21 protein-coding genes are annotated in these 22,300 nt (G+C 50.5%); 18 read left to right on the top strand and 3 right to left on the bottom strand.

All coding sequences use genetic code 11. The features are described 5' to 3' along the window. Positions 1-34: 34 nt before the first annotated feature. The 4 genes from WMO41_RS00645 to garD all read left to right on the top strand — a co-directional run bounded on the left by WMO41_RS00645 (position 35) and on the right by garD (position 4,196). Positions 35-271, top strand: a complete 237-nt coding sequence (locus tag WMO41_RS00645; protein ID WP_349228232.1) for an HPr family phosphocarrier protein — start codon at positions 35-37, stop codon at positions 269-271. 112 nt (positions 272-383) lie between these two features. After that, the gene (gene nagE, locus WMO41_RS00640; RefSeq protein WP_349228144.1) at positions 384-1,841 is read left to right on the top strand and encodes an N-acetylglucosamine-specific PTS transporter subunit IIBC; all 1,458 of its coding nucleotides are present in this window, start codon (positions 384-386) and stop codon (positions 1,839-1,841) included. A gap of 176 nt (positions 1,842-2,017) precedes the next feature. Continuing rightward, positions 2,018-2,536 carry a hypothetical protein gene (locus WMO41_RS00635; protein ID WP_349228143.1) on the top strand — a complete coding sequence of 173 codons (519 nt, stop codon included), beginning with the start codon at positions 2,018-2,020 and terminating at the stop codon, positions 2,534-2,536. A 142-nt stretch (positions 2,537-2,678) separates the two neighbouring features. Continuing rightward, a complete protein-coding gene (gene garD, locus WMO41_RS00630; RefSeq protein WP_349228142.1) occupies positions 2,679-4,196 on the top strand; it encodes a galactarate dehydratase in 1,518 nt (505 codons plus the stop codon). A 102-nt stretch (positions 4,197-4,298) separates the two neighbouring features. On the opposite strand, the gene WMO41_RS00625 is transcribed toward garD, so the two are convergent. Then, positions 4,299-5,528: an argininosuccinate synthase gene (locus WMO41_RS00625; RefSeq protein ID WP_118533756.1), complete on the bottom strand. Its 1,230-nt coding sequence runs from the start codon at positions 5,526-5,528 to the stop codon at positions 4,299-4,301. Positions 5,529-5,867: 339 nt separating this feature from the next. Here WMO41_RS00625 and argC point away from each other — a divergent pair, with 339 nt between their 5' ends. The 6 genes from argC (at position 5,868) to WMO41_RS00595 (ending at position 12,097) form a co-directional block, all read left to right on the top strand. Then, on the top strand, positions 5,868-6,908 hold the full coding sequence (gene argC / locus WMO41_RS00620) for an N-acetyl-gamma-glutamyl-phosphate reductase (RefSeq protein ID WP_349228141.1): 1,041 nt from the start codon (positions 5,868-5,870) through the stop codon (positions 6,906-6,908). A gap of 96 nt (positions 6,909-7,004) precedes the next feature. Further along, the gene (locus WMO41_RS00615) at positions 7,005-7,469 is read left to right on the top strand and encodes a GNAT family N-acetyltransferase (RefSeq protein ID WP_349228140.1); all 465 of its coding nucleotides are present in this window, start codon (positions 7,005-7,007) and stop codon (positions 7,467-7,469) included. 12 nt (positions 7,470-7,481) lie between these two features. After that, positions 7,482-8,708 (top strand): bifunctional glutamate N-acetyltransferase/amino-acid acetyltransferase ArgJ, encoded by a 1,227-nt coding sequence (argJ, locus tag WMO41_RS00610; protein ID WP_349228139.1) that lies wholly within the window; start codon positions 7,482-7,484, stop codon positions 8,706-8,708. Positions 8,709-8,733: 25 nt separating this feature from the next. Continuing rightward, positions 8,734-9,639: an acetylglutamate kinase gene (gene argB, locus WMO41_RS00605; protein WP_349228138.1), complete on the top strand. Its 906-nt coding sequence runs from the start codon at positions 8,734-8,736 to the stop codon at positions 9,637-9,639. 26 nt (positions 9,640-9,665) lie between these two features. Continuing rightward, positions 9,666-10,862, top strand: coding sequence for an aspartate aminotransferase family protein (locus WMO41_RS00600; RefSeq protein ID WP_349228137.1), 1,197 nt, complete (start codon positions 9,666-9,668; stop codon positions 10,860-10,862). 254 nt (positions 10,863-11,116) lie between these two features. Continuing rightward, positions 11,117-12,097, top strand: a complete 981-nt coding sequence (locus WMO41_RS00595) for a D-isomer specific 2-hydroxyacid dehydrogenase family protein (RefSeq protein WP_349228136.1) — start codon at positions 11,117-11,119, stop codon at positions 12,095-12,097. Positions 12,098-12,179: 82 nt separating this feature from the next. Here WMO41_RS00595 and mscL read toward each other — a convergent pair whose 3' ends face one another. Further along, a complete protein-coding gene (gene mscL, locus WMO41_RS00590) occupies positions 12,180-12,662 on the bottom strand; it encodes a large conductance mechanosensitive channel protein MscL (RefSeq protein WP_494338402.1) in 483 nt (160 codons plus the stop codon). Positions 12,663-12,868: 206 nt separating this feature from the next. Between mscL and WMO41_RS00585 the strand changes: the two genes are divergently transcribed. After that, positions 12,869-14,224: an MATE family efflux transporter gene (locus tag WMO41_RS00585; RefSeq protein WP_349228135.1), complete on the top strand. Its 1,356-nt coding sequence runs from the start codon at positions 12,869-12,871 to the stop codon at positions 14,222-14,224. Positions 14,225-14,507: 283 nt separating this feature from the next. Here the strand turns inward: WMO41_RS00585 and WMO41_RS00580 are convergent, their stop codons facing one another. Further along, positions 14,508-15,437 (bottom strand): LysR family transcriptional regulator, encoded by a 930-nt coding sequence (locus WMO41_RS00580; protein WP_349228134.1) that lies wholly within the window; start codon positions 15,435-15,437, stop codon positions 14,508-14,510. Positions 15,438-15,649: 212 nt separating this feature from the next. On the opposite strand from WMO41_RS00580, the gene WMO41_RS00575 reads away from it, so the two are divergent. From WMO41_RS00575 to WMO41_RS00545, 7 genes are all read left to right on the top strand, one after another. After that, positions 15,650-17,086, top strand: a complete 1,437-nt coding sequence (locus tag WMO41_RS00575) for an aspartate ammonia-lyase (RefSeq protein ID WP_177291340.1) — start codon at positions 15,650-15,652, stop codon at positions 17,084-17,086. A gap of 198 nt (positions 17,087-17,284) precedes the next feature. Continuing rightward, entirely contained in the window at positions 17,285-17,911 is a 627-nt protein-coding gene (locus WMO41_RS00570) for a cyclodeaminase/cyclohydrolase family protein (RefSeq protein ID WP_349228133.1), read from the top strand. A 17-nt stretch (positions 17,912-17,928) separates the two neighbouring features. After that, the gene (locus WMO41_RS00565; protein ID WP_349228131.1) at positions 17,929-18,762 is read left to right on the top strand and encodes a bifunctional 5,10-methylenetetrahydrofolate dehydrogenase/5,10-methenyltetrahydrofolate cyclohydrolase; all 834 of its coding nucleotides are present in this window, start codon (positions 17,929-17,931) and stop codon (positions 18,760-18,762) included. Between the two features lie 124 nt (positions 18,763-18,886). Next, positions 18,887-19,516, top strand: a complete 630-nt coding sequence (locus tag WMO41_RS00560; RefSeq protein ID WP_349228129.1) for a flavodoxin family protein — start codon at positions 18,887-18,889, stop codon at positions 19,514-19,516. An 85-nt stretch (positions 19,517-19,601) separates the two neighbouring features. After that, positions 19,602-20,099 carry a GNAT family N-acetyltransferase gene (locus WMO41_RS00555; protein ID WP_349228128.1) on the top strand — a complete coding sequence of 166 codons (498 nt, stop codon included), beginning with the start codon at positions 19,602-19,604 and terminating at the stop codon, positions 20,097-20,099. A gap of 219 nt (positions 20,100-20,318) precedes the next feature. Then, on the top strand, positions 20,319-20,921 hold the full coding sequence (locus WMO41_RS00550; protein ID WP_177291335.1) for a cytidylate kinase family protein: 603 nt from the start codon (positions 20,319-20,321) through the stop codon (positions 20,919-20,921). Next, complete coding sequence (locus WMO41_RS00545) at positions 20,911-22,299, top strand: MATE family efflux transporter (RefSeq protein ID WP_349228127.1); 1,389 nt, start codon at positions 20,911-20,913, stop codon at positions 22,297-22,299. Before WMO41_RS00550 ends, WMO41_RS00545 begins: the two co-directional genes overlap by 11 nt. Position 22,300: the final 1 nt, after the last annotated feature.

The raw sequence follows: 22,300 nt of genomic DNA, 5'->3' as shown, positions 1-22,300 counted from the left end.
AAGAACGGAGTGATCCAATACGAAGAAATTACACATAAAGCTTCATGATCCAGAGGGCCTTCACGCACGCAATTCTGCGCGGATTTTTGCTGCAGCAGGAAAGCTGAATGCGCAAATCCGTTTAAGCACAGGGGAGAAAACGGCAAGGGCGGATCACATTCTGGAACTGATGGCTTTGGCGGCCGGGGCTGGTGATCTTATAGAGATCCGGGCAGACGGTGAAGAGGCAGAAGCGGCAGTGAACGCAATTGCGCAGATTCTTCAGGCGTAGAAACTGTGGATTTCGTCACAGCAGCTTTTCACAAAGGCGATTTGAATCCATTGGGGAATGGTTCAAATAAATAAAAGAAGCCGAAAGGCGAAAAAGAAAGGGGTTTTACATTATGATGAAGTTTTTCCAGAGACTGGGCAAGGCTTTGATGCTTCCGGTAGCATGTCTTCCGGTATGCGGTATCCTGATGGGAATCGGATACATTCTGGCACCTGCGGCAATGGCAGGTGAGGTTCAGGGCTTCACGGCAGGAGGCATGGCATATTCCATCGGCCTGTTCCTGATCAAAGCAGGAGGCGCACTGATTGATAATATGTCCTGGCTGTTCGCAATTGGCGTGGCAGTCGGTATGGCAGATGATGCAGATGGTACAGCAGGTCTTGCAGGCCTGGTTTCCATGTACATGATCACTACGCTCTTAAGCAGCGGTTCCGTTGCCGGTATCACCGGTCACGAGGCAGCTCCGGCGTTCGGCAAGATCGTGAACCAGTTCGTTGGTATTGTTTCCGGTCTGATCGGTGCGAACTGCTACAATAAGTACAAATCCGTAAAGCTTCCGGATGCGCTGGCATTCTTCAGCGGCAAGCGTGCAGTTGCGATCTTCACCGCACTGTATTCTATCGTGGCAGCACTTGTTCTGTTCTTTGTATGGCCATTAGTTTACGGTGCACTGGTTACCCTGGGTGAGACCTTTATCGGCATGGGCGCTCTTGGTGCAGGTATCTACGCGTTCTTCAACCGTCTGCTGATCCCGTTCGGTCTGCATCATGCACTGAACTCTGTATTCTGGTTCGATGTAGCCGGAATCAGTGATTTAAGTAATTTCTGGGGCAACACCGGTGTTTACGGACAGACAGGTATGTACATGACCGGTTTCTTCCCGTTCATGATGTTTGGTCTTCCGGCAGCCTGCCTGGCTATGTATCAGACTGCAAAACCGGCTAAAAAGAAAATGGTATACGGACTGCTTGCATCCGCAGCATTCTGTTCCTTCTTTACCGGCGTAACCGAGCCGATCGAGTTCTCTTTCATGTTCCTGGCTCCTGGTCTGTATGTGGTACATGCTCTGTTAGCAGGTATCACCGCTGGTATTACCGTAGCACTTCCGATCCGTGCAGGTTTCTCCTTCTCCGGCGGTGCGGTAGATATGGTACTCAGCTCCTTCACTCCGCTGGCACAGAACCCGTGGCTGCTGATCCCGGTTGGCCTGGCTGTCGGTGTGATCTACTATGTAGTATTCCGTGTTGTTATCGTTAAGTTCAATCTGAAGACTCCGGGTCGTGAGGATGATGACGCAGATGAAACTCAGGTGAAACTTGCAAACAATGACTTTACTCAGGTAGCAAAGATCGTTCTGGAAGGCGTAGGCGGTCCGGAGAACGTAGCTTCTATCGATAACTGCATCACCAGACTTCGTCTGGAGATCAAGGATTACACGAAGGTGGATGAAAAACGGATCAAATCCGCAGGCGTTGCAGGCGTGATGCGTCCGAGCAAGACCTCTGTTCAGGTCATCATCGGAACCCAGGTACAGTTTGTGGCAGATGAATTCAAAAAGCTTTGCAAATAGCAAAGTCCTCCCTGGTTCCAAACCATAGATATGCGAAAGGGCTTTCCCTGGTACGGGGAGGGCCCTTTTGCGCGTCTGCGGAAAAACGGAAAAAGTTTTGCTTTGCTTCACAGAACGGTCATATTCTTCTGCTAAGATGAAATACAATTGCAGATAGAAAGAAGAGGGCGATATTTATGAAACTGAGACAGGGAGAAATGAAGAAAACCATGAAGGGCATTCTGGCAGGAGCATTTCTGCTGGCGGTAGGAAGCGCAGCTGTTTTTGCGGTTGGCACTGAGACAGAGCTTAAGGCTTACGCGGCCGAATGGCAGCAGGCAGAAAACGGAGACTGGACTTACAAAGAAGACGATGGCAGCCTGGCATCCGGCTGGCAGAAAATCGACGGTGTCTGGTATGATCTGGATGCGGAAAATGGGGTGTGGAACAGCCATCCGTCCCTGGATGAGACTTCCGTCTGCTATCTGGTGGAGAATGCGGTAAACCGTGCCGGCTGGTTCAACCGGGAAATTTCTGAGGATATTGTGCTGCATTACCGGGTAGACAGCAAAAACCAGTACAAATATACCGTTGTAGTTCAGGAAGAGAGCCGCCCGGATGAGATTGGAAGCACTTTAAAAACCTTTGAGGTCGACAGACGGACCGGAACAGCCAAGGATGTTTCCACGAAGATCGTATTGGATCTGTATGAATAGAACTTACAAAAACTTAGTATTCAAAAAAAAGAATTAATTTTACTTATGACATTTCCTGCATTATAATGAGATTATCAACAAGGAGTTAAAGCATTGCAGGTTCGTGCAAAACCGCAGTGCGAGACGAAGAAGGAGGAAATGTATGGCACGTTTGTATGTCAAGATCAAAGACCAGGATAACGTTGTTGTAGCTGTTCAGGATCTGAAGGCCGGCACCGAGATCATGGAAGGTCTTGTGACCAATCAGGACATTCCGCAGGCTCATAAGATTGCCCTGTGTGATATCCCGGCAGGCGGAGAGATCATTCGTTACGGCGTTGTTCTCGGCTATGCGATCAACGATATCAAGAAGGGTGACTGGATCAATGAGCATATGCTGGATCTCCCGCAGAGTCCGTCTGTAGACGATATGGAGTACGGCACCAATCTGGTACCGGTGGAGGATCTTCCGATGCCGACCAGAACCACCTGGATGGGTTACCGCAATGCCGAGGGTCCGGCAGGCACCAGAAACCTTCTGGGAATCGTAACCACGGTTCAGTGTGCAGCAGGTGTATTAAAGGTAGCAGTAGAGCGCATTAAGAAGGAACTGCTTCCGAAGTATCCGAATGTAGATGGTGTGGTAGCAGTTACCCATCCGTATGGCTGTGGTGTTGCGATCAACGCACCGTTAGCATATATCCCGATCCGCGCCATCACCAATGTCATCCGTCATCCGAATTTTGGCGGTGAGATCATGGTAGTAGGCCTTGGCTGTGAGAAGCTGACCTACGACCGCGTACTTCCGCCGGAGGACATCACCCCGGAGAACGTTCTGACTCTTCAGGACTACGCCGGTCATGACGCTATGATGAACGCAATTCTGGAAATGGCAGATAAGAAACTGCAGAAGCTGAACAAGAGAACCCGTGAGGAGCTTCCGTTAAGCGACCTGCTGATCGGTATGCAGTGCGGCGGCAGTGACGCATTCTCCGGTATCTCCGCTAACCCGAGTGCAGGTTACGCAGCAGATATGCTGGTTCGCGGCGGTGCTACCGTTATGTTCAGTGAGGTTACCGAGGTTCGTGACGGCGTTCACATGCTGGCAGCACGCTGCCCGGATGCTCACACCCGTGACCGTCTGGCAGAAGAGATGAAATGGTACGACAAGTACCTTGCAGAGGGCGGCGTAGGCCGTGACGCAAACCCGACTCCTGGCAACAAGGCAGGCGGACTTGCGAATATCGTAGAGAAAGCAATGGGAAGTATCGCAAAGAGCGGTACCAGCCAGATCGTGGAAGTACTTTCCCCGGCGCAGAAGCCGACCAAGCACGGCCTGATCTACGCAGCAACCCCGGCCAGCGACATCGTCTGCGGACCGAGCCAGGTTGCCAGCGGTATTGGCCTTCAGGTATTCATGACCGGACGCGGAACCCCGTATGGCCTGGACATCAGCCCGGTTATCAAGGTCTGCAGCCGTAACGAGTTAAAGAACCACTGGTTTGACATGATCGATATTTCCGCAGGTGATGTAGCTACCGGCGAGAAAACCATCGCAGATGTTGGTCAGCAGATCTTTGACATGATCCTGGATGTGGCAAGCGGAATCAAGCAGCCGTACAGCGATCAGTACGGATTCCACAACGACATGTGCATCTTCAACCCGGCACCGATAACCTGATCCTGCCGGTCGGAAAAACGTATAGAAAACAGAGGACCGCTCCTTATGGGGCGGTCCTCTTTGGCTTCTTCCGGGTTTGGATGTATTTGTGATCGTAACGAATTATTTGGTTTCGTTTTTCTTGAGCTCAGCCATCTTCATTGCGCGAACTTTAAGCGGCAGGCCGAACAGGGTGATGAAGCCGTCTGCATCGTGGTGATCGTAAAGGTCGCCGGTGGTGAAGGATGCCAGGGATTCGCTGTATAAGGAGTACGGAGAAGTGGTACCAGCCTTGATGATGTTGCCCTTGTACAGTTTGAATTTGACTTCACCGGTTACATACTCCTGGGTGGAGGTTACGAATGCGCGGATTGCATCGCACAGCGGGGTGAACCATTTGCCCTCGTAAACAACCTGAGCCAGCTTGTCGCCCATCTCTTTCTTGACTTCCATGGTAGCGCGGTCAAGAACCAGCTCCTCTAACTGCTTGTGAGCTTCCATCAGGATGGTTCCGCCAGGAGTCTCATAAACGCCGCGGGACTTCATGCCTACAACACGGTTCTCTACGATATCCACGATACCGATGCCGTGTTTGCCGCCCAGGGTGTTTAACTTGCGGATGATGTCAGCAACTTTCATCTTTTCGCCGTTTACGCTGGTCGGAACACCTTTCTCGAAGGTCATGGTAACGTACTCGCCCTCATCCGGTGCTTTCTCCGGGGTGTTGCTTAATACCAGAAGGTGGTCGTAGTTCGGCTCGTTTGCCGGATTCTCTAACTCCAAGCCCTCATGGCTGATGTGCCATAAGTTACGGTCACGGCTGTAGCTGCTGTCGGCTGCGAACGGAAGGTCAATGCCGTGCTGCTTGCAGTACTCAATCTCATCTTCACGGGACTGCAGGGTCCAGATATCGGTCATACGCCATGGAGCAATGATCTTGATGTCCGGAGCCAGTGCCTTGATGCCCAGCTCGAAACGGATCTGGTCGTTGCCTTTACCGGTAGCGCCGTGGCAGATGGCAACCGCGCCTTCTTTTCTTGCGATCTCAACGAGGCGTTTTGCGATGGCCGGACGAGCCATGGAGGTACCTAACAGGTACTTGTTCTCATAGGTAGCGTTTGCCTGTACGCACGGAACAATGTAGTTCTCAGCGAAATCATCTACCAGATCTTCAATGTACAATTTGGAAGCGCCGGAGAGCTTTGCTCTCTCCTCTAAGCCATCCAGCTCATTTCCCTGACCGCAGTCGATGCAGCAGCAAACAACATCGTAATCGAAATGCTCCTTTAACCACGGGATAATTGTGGTGGTATCCAGACCGCCGGAATATGCAAGAACAACTTTCTCTTTCATCTCAAAATCCTCCTTGAGTAGTCTATAAAAATGATTTTCTAAATTCGTGTTGTCATGTAAGACCTCATAAATATACAACAGTTTCCTGGATTATGCAAGAGTGAATTGCATATTTTTCAAAAAAACATTGCATAATATACATGACTGATGTATAATTATGAAATCTCGCGGAGAGCCGTGAGCAGTATTTTGTACATGGATCCCTGAGAATATTTGGAAAAAGTCTTTTCTTGTAATGGAAAAGTACTTATAATGAAACTCAGTAAACGGCTCTGCGGCAGCCTTTTTTATACAGGAAGCTGCAGAAGTGAATATTTATAAACCGCAGGAGGAACGGCTATGATCAAGGCTGGAATTATCGGTGCGACCGGCTACGCTGGAGCGGAGCTGGCACGTTTATTACTTCAGAGAGAGGATGTGGAAATCGTATGGTACGGTTCCAGAAGTTATGTGGGCGAAGATTTCGCTTCTATATATAGAAACACGTCACACGCTGTGAATGAGCCGTGCAAGGACGATGACATGGCAAAGCTCGCAGAGATCGCGGATGTGATTTTCACGGCAACCCCGCAGGGCTTCTGTGCATCCCAGGTGACCGAGGATATTTTGTCCAAGACAAAGATCATCGATTTAAGCGCGGACTTCCGTATTAAAGATGTAGATATCTATGAGAAATGGTACAAGATCAAACACGCAACCCCGCAGTTTATCGGTGAGGCCGTTTACGGACTTCCGGAAATCAACCGGGAAAAGATCAAGGGCGCAAGACTGATCGCGAACCCGGGCTGCTATCCGACCTGTTCCTTCTTAAGCACTTATCCGCTGGTGAAGGAAGGCATCATTGATCCGAATACCATCATCATTGATGCCAAGTCTGGTACTTCCGGCGCAGGCAGAAGCGCAAAGGTTTCCAGCCTGTTCTGCGAGGTCAACGAGAGTATGAAGGCCTACGGCGTTGCCGGACACCGACACACCCCGGAGATTGAGGAGCAGTTATCCTATGCGGCAGGAAAGCCGGTTACCATCAGCTTTACCCCGCATCTGGTTCCGATGAACCGCGGCATTCTGGTAACCGCTTACGCATCCCTGGTAAAAGATGTGACCACCGAGGAAGTAAAGGCCATCTACGACAAGTACTATCAGAATGAATACTTCGTTCGAGTCCTGGAGCCGGGACTTCCGCCGGAGACCCGCTGGGTAGAGGGCAGCAACTTCGCAGATGTGTCCTTCAAGCTGGATCCGCGCACCAAACGTGTCGTTATGATGGGCGCCATTGATAATATGGTAAAAGGAGCAGCAGGACAGGCAATGCAGAACATGAACCTGCTGTTCGGACTGCCGGAGAATACAGGACTCAAGCAGGTGCCGGTATTCCCGTAAGGAAAAAGGGGGGCTGTGCCGGAAGGGGCAGAGCAACCATGAGAAAGCAAGGTTTCGGGAACGAAGAGAGTCCCGGACTGGGAAAGGAAGCAGCACATGGCAGGAACCATGAGTATTATCGTCCGGGAGATGACCCCGGCAGATTATGACAAGGTATATGAGCTCTGGATGAGCATTCAGGGTTTTGGAATCCGTTCCATCGATGATTCCAGAGAGGGCGTGGAGCGGTTCTTAAAGCGCAACCCCACCACCAGTGTGGTGGCAGAGCAGAATGGCCGCATTGTGGGCGCCATTCTTTGCGGACATGATGGAAGAACCGGATTCTTCTACCATGTGTGCGTGGCGTCCGACTACCGGCATCATGGTGTGGGACACCGCATGGTGCATTTCGCCATGAAGGCGCTTCAGGCAGAGGGCATCAACAAGGTGAGCCTCATCGCGTTCAAATCCAACGAAGCCGGCAACGAGTTCTGGCATAATGTCGGCTGGGTGGAGCGCAGTGATGTAAACTATTACGATTTTGTATTAAATGAAGAGAACATTACCAATTTTAACAAATAAGAGGAAAACAGTATGTATACAGTCATTGAAGGCGGTGTAACCGTAGCAGCAGGATTCCAGACCGCATCCACAGCAGCAGGAATCAAATACAAAAACAGAAAAGACATGGCTATGATCTACAGTGAGAAGCCGTGTAAGGCAGCAGGCACCTTTACCACCAACATTGTAAAGGCAGCTCCGGTCAAATGGGACCAGAAGATTGTAAAAGAATCTGAGTACGCCCAGGCCGTTGTCATCAACGCAGGCATCGCAAACGCGTGCACCGGCGCTGAGGGTATGGGCTACTGCGCAGAGACCGCCCAGGCAGCTTCCGCAGCACTGAACGTTCCGGAGAGCGCAGTCCTGGTGGCATCCACCGGCGTTATCGGCATGCAGCTTCCGATGGATAAGTTAAAAGCAGGCATCGCGGCTATGGCTCCGGAGCTTTCCGGCACCATCGAGAGCGGTACTGAGGCAGCCAAGTCCATCATGACCACCGATACCAGAAAGAAAGAGGTCGCTGTTCAGTTTGAAATCGGCGGCAAGACCGTAACCGTAGGCGGCATGTGCAAGGGCTCCGGCATGATTCATCCAAATATGTGCACCATGCTTTCCTTTGTTACCACCGACATTGCCATTTCCAAGGAGCTTCTGCAGGAGGCTCTGAGCGCGGATGTGAAAGATACCTATAACATGATTTCCGTAGATGGCGATACCTCTACCAACGATACCTGCCTGGTTCTGGCAAACGGCATGGCTGGCAACGCTGAGATCACCGAGAAGAACGCAGATTACGAGGAGTTCTGCAAGGCATTAAACTATGTCAATGAGACTCTGGCAAAGAAGATGGCCGGAGACGGCGAGGGCTGTACCGCTCTGTTTGAGGTAAAGGTTATCGGAGCGGAGAGCAAGGCGCAGGCTGTGACCCTTTCCAAATCCATCATCACCTCCAGCCTGACCAAGGCAGCAATCTTCGGACATGACGCAAACTGGGGCCGTATCCTCTGTGCCATGGGTTACTCCGGAGCACAGTTCGATCCGGAGAAGGTAGACCTGTTCTTTGAGAGCGCTGCAGGCAGCATGCAGATCATCAAGGATGGCGTGGCACTGGATTACAGCGAGGAGCAGGCAACCAAGATCCTTTCCGAGCCGGAGGTAACCGCCATTGCCGATGTGAAGATGGGCAATGCCTCCGCAACCGCATGGGGCTGCGATTTAACATTTGATTATGTAAAGATTAACGCAGATTATAGATCATAAGATAACGTTTAATGGGAGAAATATTATGAAAAGTTCTGAGATCACAGAGTTACAGAAGGCAGAGGTCCTCATCGAGGCACTTCCTTATATTCAGCGTTTCAACCGCAAGATCATTGTTGTCAAATACGGTGGCAGTGCCATGGTGGATGAGCAGTTAAAACACCAGGTCATCCAGGATGTGGTACTGCTTAAGCTGGTTGGCTTCAAGCCGATCATCGTGCACGGCGGCGGCAAGGAAATCAGCCGCTGGGTCAACAAGGTAGGCATGGAGCCGCACTTTGTAAACGGCCTGCGTGTGACTGATGAGCCGACCATGGAGATTGCGGAGATGGTTCTGAATAAGGTCAACAAGAGCCTGGTACAGCTGGTGAACGAGCTGGGTGTGAAAGCAGTCGGCATCAGCGGCAAGGACGGTATGCTGCTCCGCTGTGAGAAGAAGCTTTCCAAGGGCGAGGACATTGGCTTTGTAGGCGAGATCACCAAGGTAGACCCGCAGATCATCTACGATCTGTTAGAGAAGGATTTCCTTCCGATCATCTGCCCGATCGGTTCTGATGAGTATTACGCAAGCTACAACATCAATGCAGATGATGCGGCCTGTGCCATTGCCCGTGCCGTAAACGCAGAGAAGCTGGCATTCCTGACGGATGTAGAGGGTGTTTACCGTGACTTTGAGGACAAGAGCTCCTTGATTTCCGAGATGACCGTAAAAGAGGCACAGGACTTCGTGAACAGCGGAAGCCTGGGCGGCGGCATGTTGCCGAAGCTGCAGAACTGCATTGATGCCATCGAGAACGGCGTATCCCGGGTACATATTCTGGACGGACGTATTGCACACTGTCTGCTTCTGGAAATCTTTACCAACCGTGGTATCGGTACCGCAATCTACAAGGATGGCGATGCGCGGTACTTCCATGAGGAAGCAAAATAGGGTTTGCGAAAAGAGGAGAAATACAAATGGAAAAACAGCAGTACATTGACCGTGCAGAGCACGCATTATATAAAGTTTACAACCGTTTTCCGATGGTTTTTGACCATGGCGAAGGCGTAAAGCTGTATGACACGGACGGACAGGAATACCTGGATTTTGGCGCAGGCATTGCTGTTATGGGACTGGGATATAGCTGTGACGAAGTGAAAAACGCAGTGAAGGAGCAGATGGACAAGCTTCCTCACATCTCCAACCTGTTTTACAATGAGCCGGCCATCAGTGCCGGTGAGAAGCTTCTGGCCGTATCCCAGATGGATAAGGTATTCTTCACTAACAGCGGTACCGAGGCCATTGAGGGTGCGTTAAAGATCGCGAAGCGTTATGCCTACAACAAGGGCATGGCTCCGGATTACGAGATCATTGCCATGAAGCATTCCTTCCACGGCAGAAGCCTGGGAGCCCTTTCCGTAACCGGAAATGACCACTACCAGGAGCCCTTCGCTCCGCTGATTCCGAATATCAGATTCGCGGAGTTTAATAATCTGGACAGCGTGAAGGCACTGTTCTCCGATAAGACCTGCGCCGTTATCATGGAGACCATTCAGGGTGAGGGCGGCATTTATCCGGCGACCGAGGAGTTTATCAAAGGTGTGCGTGCCCTTTGCGATGAGCATGATGCCCTTCTGATGTTAGATGAGATTCAGTGCGGTATGGGCCGCAGCGGCGAGATGTTCGCATGGCAGGACTACGGCGTGAAGCCGGATGTCATGACTACTGCAAAGGCTCTTGGCAATGGTACTCCGGTCGGCGCGTTCCTGGCCTGCGGCAAGGCAGCAACTGCCATGGTACCGGGTGACCACGGAACCACCTACGGCGGCAACCCGCTGGTATGCGCGGCAGCCAACGCAGTTCTGGATGTATTTAAAGAGAAAAACATCGTTGGTCATGTCAAAGAGGTTGGCGCTTATCTCTATGAGAAACTGGAAGAGCTGGTGGCAGAGTATGACTGCGTCATCGCCCACCGAGGCAAAGGCCTGATCCAGGGCCTGGAGTTCAATTCCGCAGTAGGCCCGGTTGTCACCAACGCTCTGTTAGAGCAGCATCTGGTACTGATCAGTGCCGGAGCAAATATCATCCGTTTTGTTCCGCCGCTTGTCATCGAGAAGGCTGATGTGGATGAGATGGTTGTGAGACTGAAGGCAGCGATTGAGGCTGTGAAATAAAAAATCCATAGAAACATGTAAAAGCAGAACCAGTGATTTTGAAACGGTACAGGCGCTCCGGTCTCAAAATCACTGGTTTTTTGTGCAGAAAAATCCTGTCTGTATGCAGCAACAATTCCAAACGGAAGACGGCAGTGGGCTTTATTGCTGTAAATTGACAGGGTGGGCGTATGGCATATATAATCGAGGCAGAAAATTGTGTCACGGTGTCCGGATAACGGCTGTGACAGGATGAAGCGAAGGAGGAGACTATTTTGAAGATTGCAGCATTTGAAGTGCGGCCGGATGAGAAAACATCATTTGCCCGCTGGGCGAAGGTGTATAATGCAGACGTGACAGAATACAGTGAGGTTCCGTCTCTGGAGAATGCGAGTCTGGCGGCCGGATGCGTGGGGGTTACGTTTCTTGGCCAGGGGAAGATCAACCGGGAACTTTTGGCAGAATACAAAAAACTTGGAGTGAAGTGTGTGTCTACCCGCACCATCGGCAGCGACCATATTGATCTCGAAGCTGCAAAAGAACTTGGCATCCTGGTCTGCAATGCAAATTATGCGCCGGATAGCGTGGCAGATTTTACCATCATGATGATGCTGATGTGCCTGCGCCAGTATAAACAGGCTTTTTGGCGCGGCTATGTCAATGATTTTTCCCTGACAGGACTGGAAGGAAGAAATTTAAGTGCCATGACGGTTGGCGTTATGGGAACCGGACGCATCGGACAGCGGGTAATCCGTGATTTAACAGGATTTGGCTGCCGTATTCTGGCGTATGATGTTTATCAGAACGCAGAGGTGGCGAAGCTGGCAGAGTATGTGGATCTGGATACGCTGTACAAAGAGAGTGATATCATCACCCTTCATATGCCGCTGCTTCCGTCTACTCATCACATGATCAACCAGGAAAGCATCGCGAAAATGAAAAAAGGCGTAATTTTGGTAAACTGTGCCCGCGGTGGCCTGACGGATACCGAAGCTCTGATCGATGGCATTGAGTCCATGCAGATTGGCGCTCTGGGCATGGATACCGCGGAGGGTGAGGAAGGCATCATCCACTGCGACCGCAGAAGCGACATCATCGCAAACCGCAACTGGTTCTATCTCCATCAGTTCCGCAATGTCATCATGACCCAGCATATGGCGTTCTACACCGAGCAGGCGGTAGATAGCATGGTGCAGTGCGGTATTGAGGGAATCGTGAAAATGGCAGAAGAGGGAACCTATTCTACGATGCTGTAACAGAAATTTAAAGGAATAGCTAATAAGGTCCGAAAGCGGTCTCTTTCGCTTCCGGACCTTTATTCATTCCGTCCTTATATTTTTATTTATCAGTGAGTGCAGCTGCAGCCTCTTTCTGAATCTCATCAGAGAGAATGGAGGTGCAGTGCGGGCAGCGGGTTGCTGCGATGGCAATCTTGGTCTTGCAGTACGGACACTCTTTCTCGGTCGGCTCTGCAGGTGGTGCCGGTTTCTTGTACAGCTTGTTTAACTGGCGGATGACAAGGAACACAACAAATGCCATGATCAGAAAATTGATCAGCTGGGTAACAAACAGGCCGTAAGCAACAACGGAAGTCTGCTCTTTTGCGGCCTCAAGGGTTGCGTAGTGTTCGCCGTTTAAGGCAAGGAACATGTTGCTGAAGTCAATCTTTCCGGTGATCAGGCTTAATGCCGGCATGACAACATTTTCAACCAGAGAGGTGATCAGTCCGTTGAACGCGCCGCCGATGATTACAGCGACTGCCATGTCGATCATGTTGCCTTTCAACGCGAACGCTTTGAATTCTTCCAGGATCTTTTTCATTAGGTAGTCCCCCTTATGTAATTGATAAAAATAAGTATAGGAGTTGTGACGGAAAATGTCAAGATTGGGGAGCATAGCCCTATATATGCTTGACTAGGATATGAAAAGAATATTACAATAAAAATAATGCTGTCGTGTGATGGCATGAAACTTGCTGAAAGAAAATTCTGAAAAGGATGGTAGTTAGAAAAAAGGAGATACGAAACGTGAAAACAAACACAGATTTATTTGAGAAAGCTCCGGTGCCTAAAGCTGTGGCAACGATGGCAGTTCCAACCATGATTTCCATGCTTGTGGTGGTCATTTATAACATGGCAGATACCTTTTTTATCGGCCAGACAAAGGATCCACTGCAGGTAGCCGCAGTTTCCCTGGCAACACCGGTGTTTATGATTTTTATGGCGCTGGGCCATTTGTTTGGAATTGGCGGAAGTTCAGCCATTTCAAGAGCACTGGGAGAACGAAAGAAAGACCGTGCTTGGCATATCAGTTCCTTCTGCTGTTATGGAGCACTGGGGCTTGGGATGATCGTAGCAATACTTTCCGTGCTTGGCATGGAGCAGATTCTTCATCTGATTGGTGCCAGTGAGAATACCATTGGATTTGCAAGGCAGTATCTGACGATCATTGCGGTTGGCGCGCCGACCATCATGTTTTCAACCGCCTTTGCAAATATTCTTCGTGGAGAGGGCGCATCAAGGGAATCTATGATCGGAAACCTGCTGGGAACCGTTGTAAACATCGTTCTGGATCCGGTTATGATTCTGGGGCTTGGCTGGGGCGTGTCCGGAGCGGCGCTTGCCACCATCATCGGAAATATCGCAGCATGCCTGTTTTACATTTCTTACTATGTGCGTGGAAAATCCATGCTGTCCATTCATTTGAAAGATTTCAAGATAGGAGACGGAATCGCGGCAGCGGTGGCATCAATCGGCATTCCGGCTTCCCTGAATAACATTCTGATGAGCTTTGCGAACATTATTCTGAATCAGGCGCTGGTGGGCTACGGAGATACGCCGGTTGCAGCCATGGGTGTGGCGCTGAAATCCAATATGCTGGTGGTTTTGCTGCAGATTGGACTTTGTGTGGGAATCCAGCCGCTGATCGGTTACAATTACGGCTCTGGAAATAAGAAACGCCTGATGCAGGTATTCAAATTTACCGGTGTGGTATCGGTCATGATGGGAATGTTTCTGACCCTGTTTATGATCATTGCCAGAAAGACCATGACCCAGGTTTTCATTGATGATGCAGAGGTCGTGGCGTACGGCATTCGAATGGTCGTTGCGCTGCAGCTTTCCGCACCGTTTATCGGAATCCTGTTTTTGTGCATCAATACGATTCAGGGCATGGGGAAGGCCCTTCCTTCCCTGATCCTTACAGTCTGCCGTCAGGGACTGATTTTCATTCCACTGATCTTTCTCTTAAATTCCATGTTCGGCCTGGATGGCGTGATTTATGCCCAGCCGACAGCGGACTATCTGTCAATTCTGGTAGGTATCCTGATCTGTGTGCATTTGTTCCGGTCTATGGAACATCGGGAACGTGAAAGTGTAGTTTGAAAAAAGCTTGGCCTAAAGTTAAGTTCATGCGCTATGCTAACCTCAGATACAGAAAAAATGCCCCGGTGCACAGGGAAAATGGTGCGCCGGAGTACTATGACACCCTGGATTCCTTAAACGCGCCGACCCGTGTGGATCCGGTATGCGGTAGTAAAGTAAAAAACAGAGATTGATAACTATATAACAAGAATTCTTATAGACAAATATCTATAAGAGGTATAGATGGACAGCAGTATTTTGCTGGCTGGATTTCAGATTACAGTTTATGCGCTGTACCAATTGCTCAGATCATATCCAGGAAGGTGCTGACTACTTTCGGCATATACCGGCTGCGCTTGTAATAAAAATTCACTTCCCGGAACGCGTCCTGATGGTTCAGCTTATAGTACACCAGGTGCTCCTCATCCGGCACATGGCGGATCAGGGTGTCGGAACTGAAGGAGATGCCCATGCCCTGGCGGGACAGGTTGTAAGCGGTGATCTGCTGGTCCAGCTCCAGTCGCACCTTTGGAAGAAAATGGGCATTGTGGAAGATCCGGTCAGCACGTTCCCGGGTATCGTTTCCGCCTTTTAACAGCAGAAAGCTTTCATTCTGGAAGTGTTCCAGGGAGACCGGGGGAATGCGGGAGTTTAGGTGCCGTTCTTCACGGATGTCGGTGGCCGTCAGTGCGTAGTTTTTCATGGTTTCATTCACCGCAAAGCGGGCTGGAACCGTGAGCAGCAGGTGCTCTTCACAGAAGGAGCGCTTGTTATAGACGGAACTGTCCATACTTCGGTTATCGATCAGAAGATCCAGGGAACCGGAAAACAGCCGTTCAGTCAGTTCCGCGGTGGTGGCCTCCATCAGATTCAGATGCACCTGGGGATACTGTTCGTTAAAGCGGGAAATCAGCGGCGGCAGGACATAAGAGGTAAAGAGGTTCGTGCCGCCAATGGAGAGGGAGCCGCTTTTTAACTCCCGCATATCGTTGATGTAATTCTGAAATCCGTTCTCTACATCCATAATGATCTCAATGGAGCGGATGTAATCTTTTCCAAGATCCGTCAGCTGAATGGGATTGGAGCTGCGGTCAAAGATGGGGAAGCCAATCTGGGCTTCTTCTTTTTTTACCGCGGCGCTTAAGGACGGCTGGCTGATAAACAGATTGCGGGCGGCTTTGGAAAAGCTCATTTCTTTGTAAACCTCGTAAACATAGCGCATTCCCTGAAACATAGCATCCTCCTGATATAGACAACAATCTATAAAATGTATGATTTTATAAGTATTTGAAAATAGTGTAGTGCCAAATTATACTAAAGTCAAGAAGAAACGATGTTCCTCTGCGGCAATGCGGCTGCTGAGACAGCCGACCGATGTGTCAGGCTGACGAGGGAGAGGCATTAGTGGCAGGGACATATTCACAGATACAGGGGAGGACAACGAAGATGAAGGAAGATGGAAAGAAGTATCGTCTGGAACACGATTCCATTGGAGAAAAAGAGGTGCCGGAGGATGCCTATTACGGTGTGCAGACCCTTCGCGCTTATGAGAACTTTAATATTACCGGACTGAAAATGCACCCAGAGCTGATCAACAGTGTGGCGCAGATCAAGAAGGCGGCAGCCATCACCAACTTTGAGGTGGGAGAACTGGATAAAAGAAGAGCATCTGCCATCACCCAGGCCTGCGACGAGATCATAGCCGGAAAGCTGCATGACCAGTTTATCGTAGACCCAATCCAGGGCGGTGCGGGAACTTCCTTAAATATGAACGCCAACGAGGTCATTGCCAACCGGGCCATTGAGATTCTGGGTGGAAAGAAAGGCGATTACAAGCTGGTCAATCCAAATGACCACGTTAACTTTGGCCAGTCCACCAACGATGTATTTCCGTCCTGCGGCAAGATGGCGGCACTCAAGCTTCTCGGCAATGCCCAGGAGCAGTTAAAACGCCTGGAAGAGGCGCTGATGGCAAAAGCAAAAGAATTTGATTCCGTCATCAAAATGGGACGCACCCAGCTACAAGATGCGGTGCCGATCCGTCTTGGCCAGGAATTTCACGCGTATGCATCGGCCATCCGCCGGGATATCCGCCGCTTTGATAATGCAAAGGAAGAAATCCGCTGCCTGAATCTGGGCGGAACTGCCATTGGTACTGGATTAAATGCAGATGTGCAGTATTTCCACCGGGTCGTAAAAAATATGTCCACGCTGACCGGTGAGGAACTGGTGCAGTCCTACGACATGATCGACGCTACCCAGAACCTGGACAGCTATGCGGCGGTATCCGGCATTGTGAAAAATTGTGCTGTGAACCTGTCCAAGATGTCCAATGACCTGCGCCTGATGTCTTCCGGACCGAGAACCGGTTTTGGTGAGATTAATCTCCCGGCAAGACAGAATGGTTCTTCCATTATGCCTGGTAAGGTCAATCCGGTCATCCCGGAGGTGGTAAACCAGGTTGCGTTTAACATCATCGGAAATGATGTGACCATTACCATGGCGGCTGAGGCCGGACAGCTGGAACTGAACGCGTTTGAGCCGATCATTTTTTATAACCTGTTCGAGTCCATTGAGACGCTGACCTACGCGGTAAAAACTCTGGTAGATAACTGTATCACCGGAATCACCGCGAACAAAGAGCACTGCCGCAAGCAGGTGGAGAACAGCATCGGTGTCATCACCGCCATCTGCCCGTATGTTGGTTATGAGACCGCGGCCAACATCGCGAAAGAAGCGCTCCGCACCGGACGTCAGGTGCGGGATCTGATTCTGGAAAAGGGACTTATGGATCAGGAACAGCTAAACACCGTCCTGGATCCGTATACCATGACCGAGCCGGGAATTCTCGGAAAAGATCCGATGGAGCAGCTGCGCGGCTAAGTAAAAAAATACAGGAAATCAATCAGGAACGCCAGTCCATCCCCCAGGACTGGCGTTCTTTGTTTTGGTATGGTATAATGTGACGAGCGCAAGAGAGCCGGAAGCGTGCTTGCAGGCTTAAGGCGAACGGCGAGGAAATCCACGTGACGAAGTCACGGGGACGAGTGATGAAAATGAATACAAAGGGAGGGCTCTCTGATGATAGAAAAAGAATTGATGGGCCTCTGGCTGAATACGCTGGCTTCCAAGGATCCGGTTCCGGGCGGCGGCGGAGCATCGGCCATTGGAGGTGCCCTGGCAGCGGCTCTGGGACAGATGGTTGCAAATTTAACCGTTGGAAAGAAAAAATATGCGGATGTAGAGGATAGGATGCAGGAACTGCTTGTGAAACTGCAGGCAATGCAGGAGGAGTTTCTTAATCTGGCAGATCAGGACGCGAAAGTCTTTGCGCCTCTGGCGGCAGCTTATAGTCTTCCTGCATCTACAGAGGAAGAAAAGCAGGAAAAGGCGCGCATCATGGAAGAAAATCTTCTGGCAGCAAGCCTGGTTCCGCTTCACATGATGGAAAAGGCAGCAGAAACTCTGGAACTTCTGGAAGTTCTTGGTGAGAAGGGAAGCCGCATGGCTGTATCGGATGTAGGCGTTGCTGTGCAGTTTGCCCGTACCGCATTGACTGGCGCGGTCATGAATGTGTATATCAACACCAGGTCCATGAAGAACCGGGAAAAGGCAGAAGAACTGAACGCAAAGGCCGGAGTGCTGATAGAAAACGGAACAAAGAAGGCAGATGAAATTTACGCGAAGGTGCTGGAGCAGCTTGTCTGATAAAAAGGAGGAAGTCCATGAGAGTATTAAAAGGCGCAGAGGTTTCTGCAAAGATCAAAGAAGAAGTGCAGGCAGCACTTGAAAAATACAATGGTGCGGCTCCAAAGCTGGCCATCATCCGTGTGGGTGAGAATCCGGACGATATGTCCTATGAGTGCGGAGCTACCAAAAAGATGGAGAATTTTGGTCTGCGTGTGCAGTCCTATGTGTATCCGGCGGATATCACCGATGCGGATTTCAAGGCAGAGTTCACAAAGATCAATGAGGATCCAGATGTAACCGGAATCCTGATGCTACGTCCGCTGCCAAAGCAGATCTGCGAGAAGGACATTGAGGGTATGATCGATCCGGCCAAGGATCTGGACGGCATTTCCCCGGTCAATATTGCAAAGGTTTTTGCGGGAGATGACAGTGGATTTGCTCCGTGTACCGCAGAAGCCGTGATTGAGGTACTGAAAGCAGCAGAAATTCCGATGACCGGAAAGCGCGTGACCATTGTAGGACGCAGCATGGTAGTCGGAAAACCGCTTTCCATGTTAATGGTGAAGGAAAACGCAACGGTCACCATCTGTCATACAAAAACCAAAGATTTGGCAGGAACCTGCCGCAACGCGGAAATCCTGGTGGCAGCGGCTGGCCGGGCAAAAATGCTGAACGGTGACTATGTGGGTCAGGACGCTGTGGTGATCGATGTTGGCATCAATGTGGATGAAAACGGAAAACTCTGCGGAGATGTGGATTACGATACCGTTCAGGAGAAAGCCCAGGCGGCAACTCCGGTTCCGGGCGGCGTCGGAGCCGTGACTACGGCGGTGCTGGCGAAGCATCTGGTGCGGGCTGCAGGGGTGTAGAAGTATCAGTCTGAGAGAAAATTTACGGATGACAGATTGCGGCTGTCGAACGCAGGGGATTAGAGTGCAGGTAACATAGACTGCGGGCAGAAAACACGAAAACGAACAGAAAGGGGATATTTATATGGCAAAAGTATTATTAATCAATGGAAGCTGCAATGAGCATGGCTGTACCTTCACAGCGTTAAGTGAGGCGGCAAAGGCATTAAACGAGGAGGGCGTGGAGACCGAGATCATCCAGCTTGGAAAAGAACCGATTCGTGACTGCATTGGCTGCGGAGCCTGTGGTAAGCTGGGGCGCTGCGTTTTCGATGAGGATCCGGTCAATCTTGTAGCAGTGAAGGCGAAGGAGGCAGATGGATTCATTTTCGGAAGCCCGGTTTACTATGCGCATCCGAGCGGACGCGTGCTTTCTTTCCTGGACCGCCTGTTTTATTCTGCAGGCAGTGCATTTGCCTATAAGCCAGGCGCTGCCGTACTTTCCGCCAGACGTGGCGGAACCACGGCTTCTTTTGATGTGCTGAACAAGTACTTTGGCATCAGCAACATGATGACGGTTGGTTCCCAGTATTGGAATATGGTGCATGGCAATAAGCCGGAAGAGGTGCTTCAGGATCTGGAGGGCCTGCAGACCATGCGTACTCTGGGCCGAAATATGGCATGGATGATCAAATGTATTGAGGCCGGAAAGGCAGCAGGCATTACTCCGCCGACCGGACGGGAAGAGCGGGCCAGAACGAATTTCATCCGTTAGACAAAAAAGTGCCTGATCTGGAAGAATGCCAGGTCAGGCATGAAAAAGCATGTGTCAGAATCATGGAACAGGGAGGCTCGACGATATGGAAATCAGAAAATCACGGATGGCAGATCTGCCGGAAATCCTAAAGCTTTACGAGGAAGCAAGGGCCTTCATGCAGGAGACTGGAAACGGGACTCAGTGGGGGACATCTTATCCGCCAGTGGAGCAGGTGGAGACTGATATCCGGGAAGAAAAAAGCTATGTCTGCGAGGAAGATGGCAGATTGGCCGGAGTGTTCTATTTTTCAGAGGGACCGGATCCGGACTATGCAGAGATTTATGAAGGAAGCTGGATGGGATCCGGGGATTATGATGTCATGCACCGGGTGGCAGCGCCGGGGCGCGTAAAGGGCGCCGGTTCTTTCTGCATCCGCTGGTGCGCGGAGCACAGCCGGAGGGATTTGCGGATCGATACCCACCGGAATAATCTTCCCATGCAGCATGTGCTGGAAAAGAACGGATTTACCAGATGTGGCATCATTTATCTGGCCAATGGAGAGGAACGGCTGGCCTTTGAGTTTCTGCCGAAAGACATCTGAACAGTTTTTACTTTTGCTTTCCTGCGTGGGTACGGATTTGTGGTGTTTGCTGTATGAGGCTGGAAAAAGAAATGGAAAATTGTGCATATTTTTGCCGGAAACGGTAGCTTTCTGGGGATAAACATGCTAAGATGGAAACACGGCATTTTCAAAATTTTTGTTTTCGCGGGCTGGAAACAGCTGCAGACAAAAAGAGATACCGGAGAGGAGGAAACAATTATGAGCAGAGTCATTACGATAAGCCGTGAGTTTGGAAGCGGTGGCCGTGAAGTGGGATTCCGCCTGGCAGAAAAGCTTGGTATCCCGTTTTACGATAAGGAAATCATTTCTATGGCAGCGGAGGATACGAACATTTCCGAAGATGTATTTCACAACCATGATGAGGTGATCGGAAACAAGGAACGGATCGACCATGATTATGTGTCCGTGAATCCGTTTTCTCCATTATATGAAGTTCCGGTATCGGATCAGGTGTTTATGGCCCAGTCCCAGATCATCAAAAAGCTGGCCCAGGAAGGTCCGTGCGTCATCATCGGACGCTGTTCCGACATTCTGGTAGAGGATGGGTTTCATGTGTTCATCTGCGCGGGCATGAAGAAGCGCGTAGAACGTATGCTGGCCTTAGAGCCGCAGGAAACCGCCAGAAAGATGGAAAGCCGCATGCGCCAGATTGACCAGAAGCGCCGTGACTATTACCAGTATTACAGCGGAAATGAGTGGGGCAACCCGAGAAACTACCACTTAAGTTTGAACAGCGGAAAACTTGGGGTAGAAAAGTGTGTAGATGTGATCCTGGAGAGTTTAAAACTGTATGAGCAGTAATCAGGATTTCAGAGAATATCATAAAACGGATTCAAAGAAGAATCAGACATCTGCGGTCAGCATGACAGAAGGATCCTTATGGAAGAATATATTTCTGTTCAGCTGCCCGCTGATTTTTTCCCAGCTGCTGGAGGTCATGTTCAATTTAAGCGATGTGGCTGTAGTAGGCCGTTTCGCGGACTACCGCGCGCTGGGATCGGTGGGTTCCACAAGTCTTCTGGTGACGCTGTTTACCGGATTTCTCATTGGCATGGGTGCGGGCGTGAATGTCCGCGTGGCTCATGGACTGGGAGCCGGAAACCAGAAAGAGACGGAGGATACCATCCATTCTTCTTTCCTGATCTGTCTTGTGACCGGACTCATCATCTGCGGGGTCGGACTGACCAGCTCCAGGGCATTCCTGGCGCTTCTGCACACGAAGGATGAGCTGATGAATGGCGCAGTCAATTATCTGCGGATTTATTCCCTGGGTATGCCGGCGCTGGGACTTTACAATTTCGGCAATGGCGTTATGAGCGCCAGAGGCGACACCAAACGTCCGCTGGTGTATCTGTTTATAGCGGGAGTCCTGAATGTGATCATGAACCTGATCTTTGTCATCGGGTTTCATATGGCGGCAGAAGGTGTGGCCATTGCCAGTGTCATGGCGCAGTACACATCAGCGCTCCTGGTCCTGCATCATCTGTGGAGACGGAGAGATGTGTGCCGTCTGCAGCTTCGCAAGGTACGTTTTCACAGAACCGCCGGACAGGCGGTGTTAATGCTGGGAATTCCGGGGGGACTGCAGCAGGCAATATTCGCGATTGCCAACCTGTTTGTGCAGGCCGGAGTCAACTCCTTTGACGCAGTCACGGTTTCCGGAAACGCGGCGGCCGCCAATACCGATCCGCTGGTCTACAATTCCATGTTCGCATTCTATACAGCCTGCGCAAGCTTCATGAGCCGCAATCTGGGTGCCGGAAAGAAAGACCGGGTGCTGAAAAGTTATTTCATCTGTCTGACGTACGCGTTTGCAATCGGAGCGCTGTTAGGCGGCCTGTTCCTTCTGTTTGGACAGCAGTTTTTATCCCTGTTCGCAACCGAACCTGCTGTTATCGAGGCAGGAAAGGAACGGCTTTATATCATGTCGTTTTCCTATGCGATTTCCGCGTTTATGGATGCCTCCATCGCGGCTTCCCGCGGAATCGGAAAGAGTATTCCGCCGACGGTCATTGTCATTTTAGGATCCTGCGTGTTCCGCGTGATCTGGGTATTCACAATCTTCGCCCATTTTCACACACTTACCTCGCTGTACCTGCTCTACTTCTTCTCCTGGATCATTACAGGGGCGGCAGAAGTGGTGTACTTCTGGAGGAGTTACAGGAAGATTGCAATCTAAA

The sequence above is a fragment of the Ventrimonas faecis genome (genome assembly GCF_040096075.1).
GTDB classification, from domain to species: Bacteria; Bacillota; Clostridia; order Lachnospirales; family Lachnospiraceae; genus Brotaphodocola; species Brotaphodocola faecis.
This window is presented reverse-complemented; position numbering and strand designations above follow the sequence as displayed.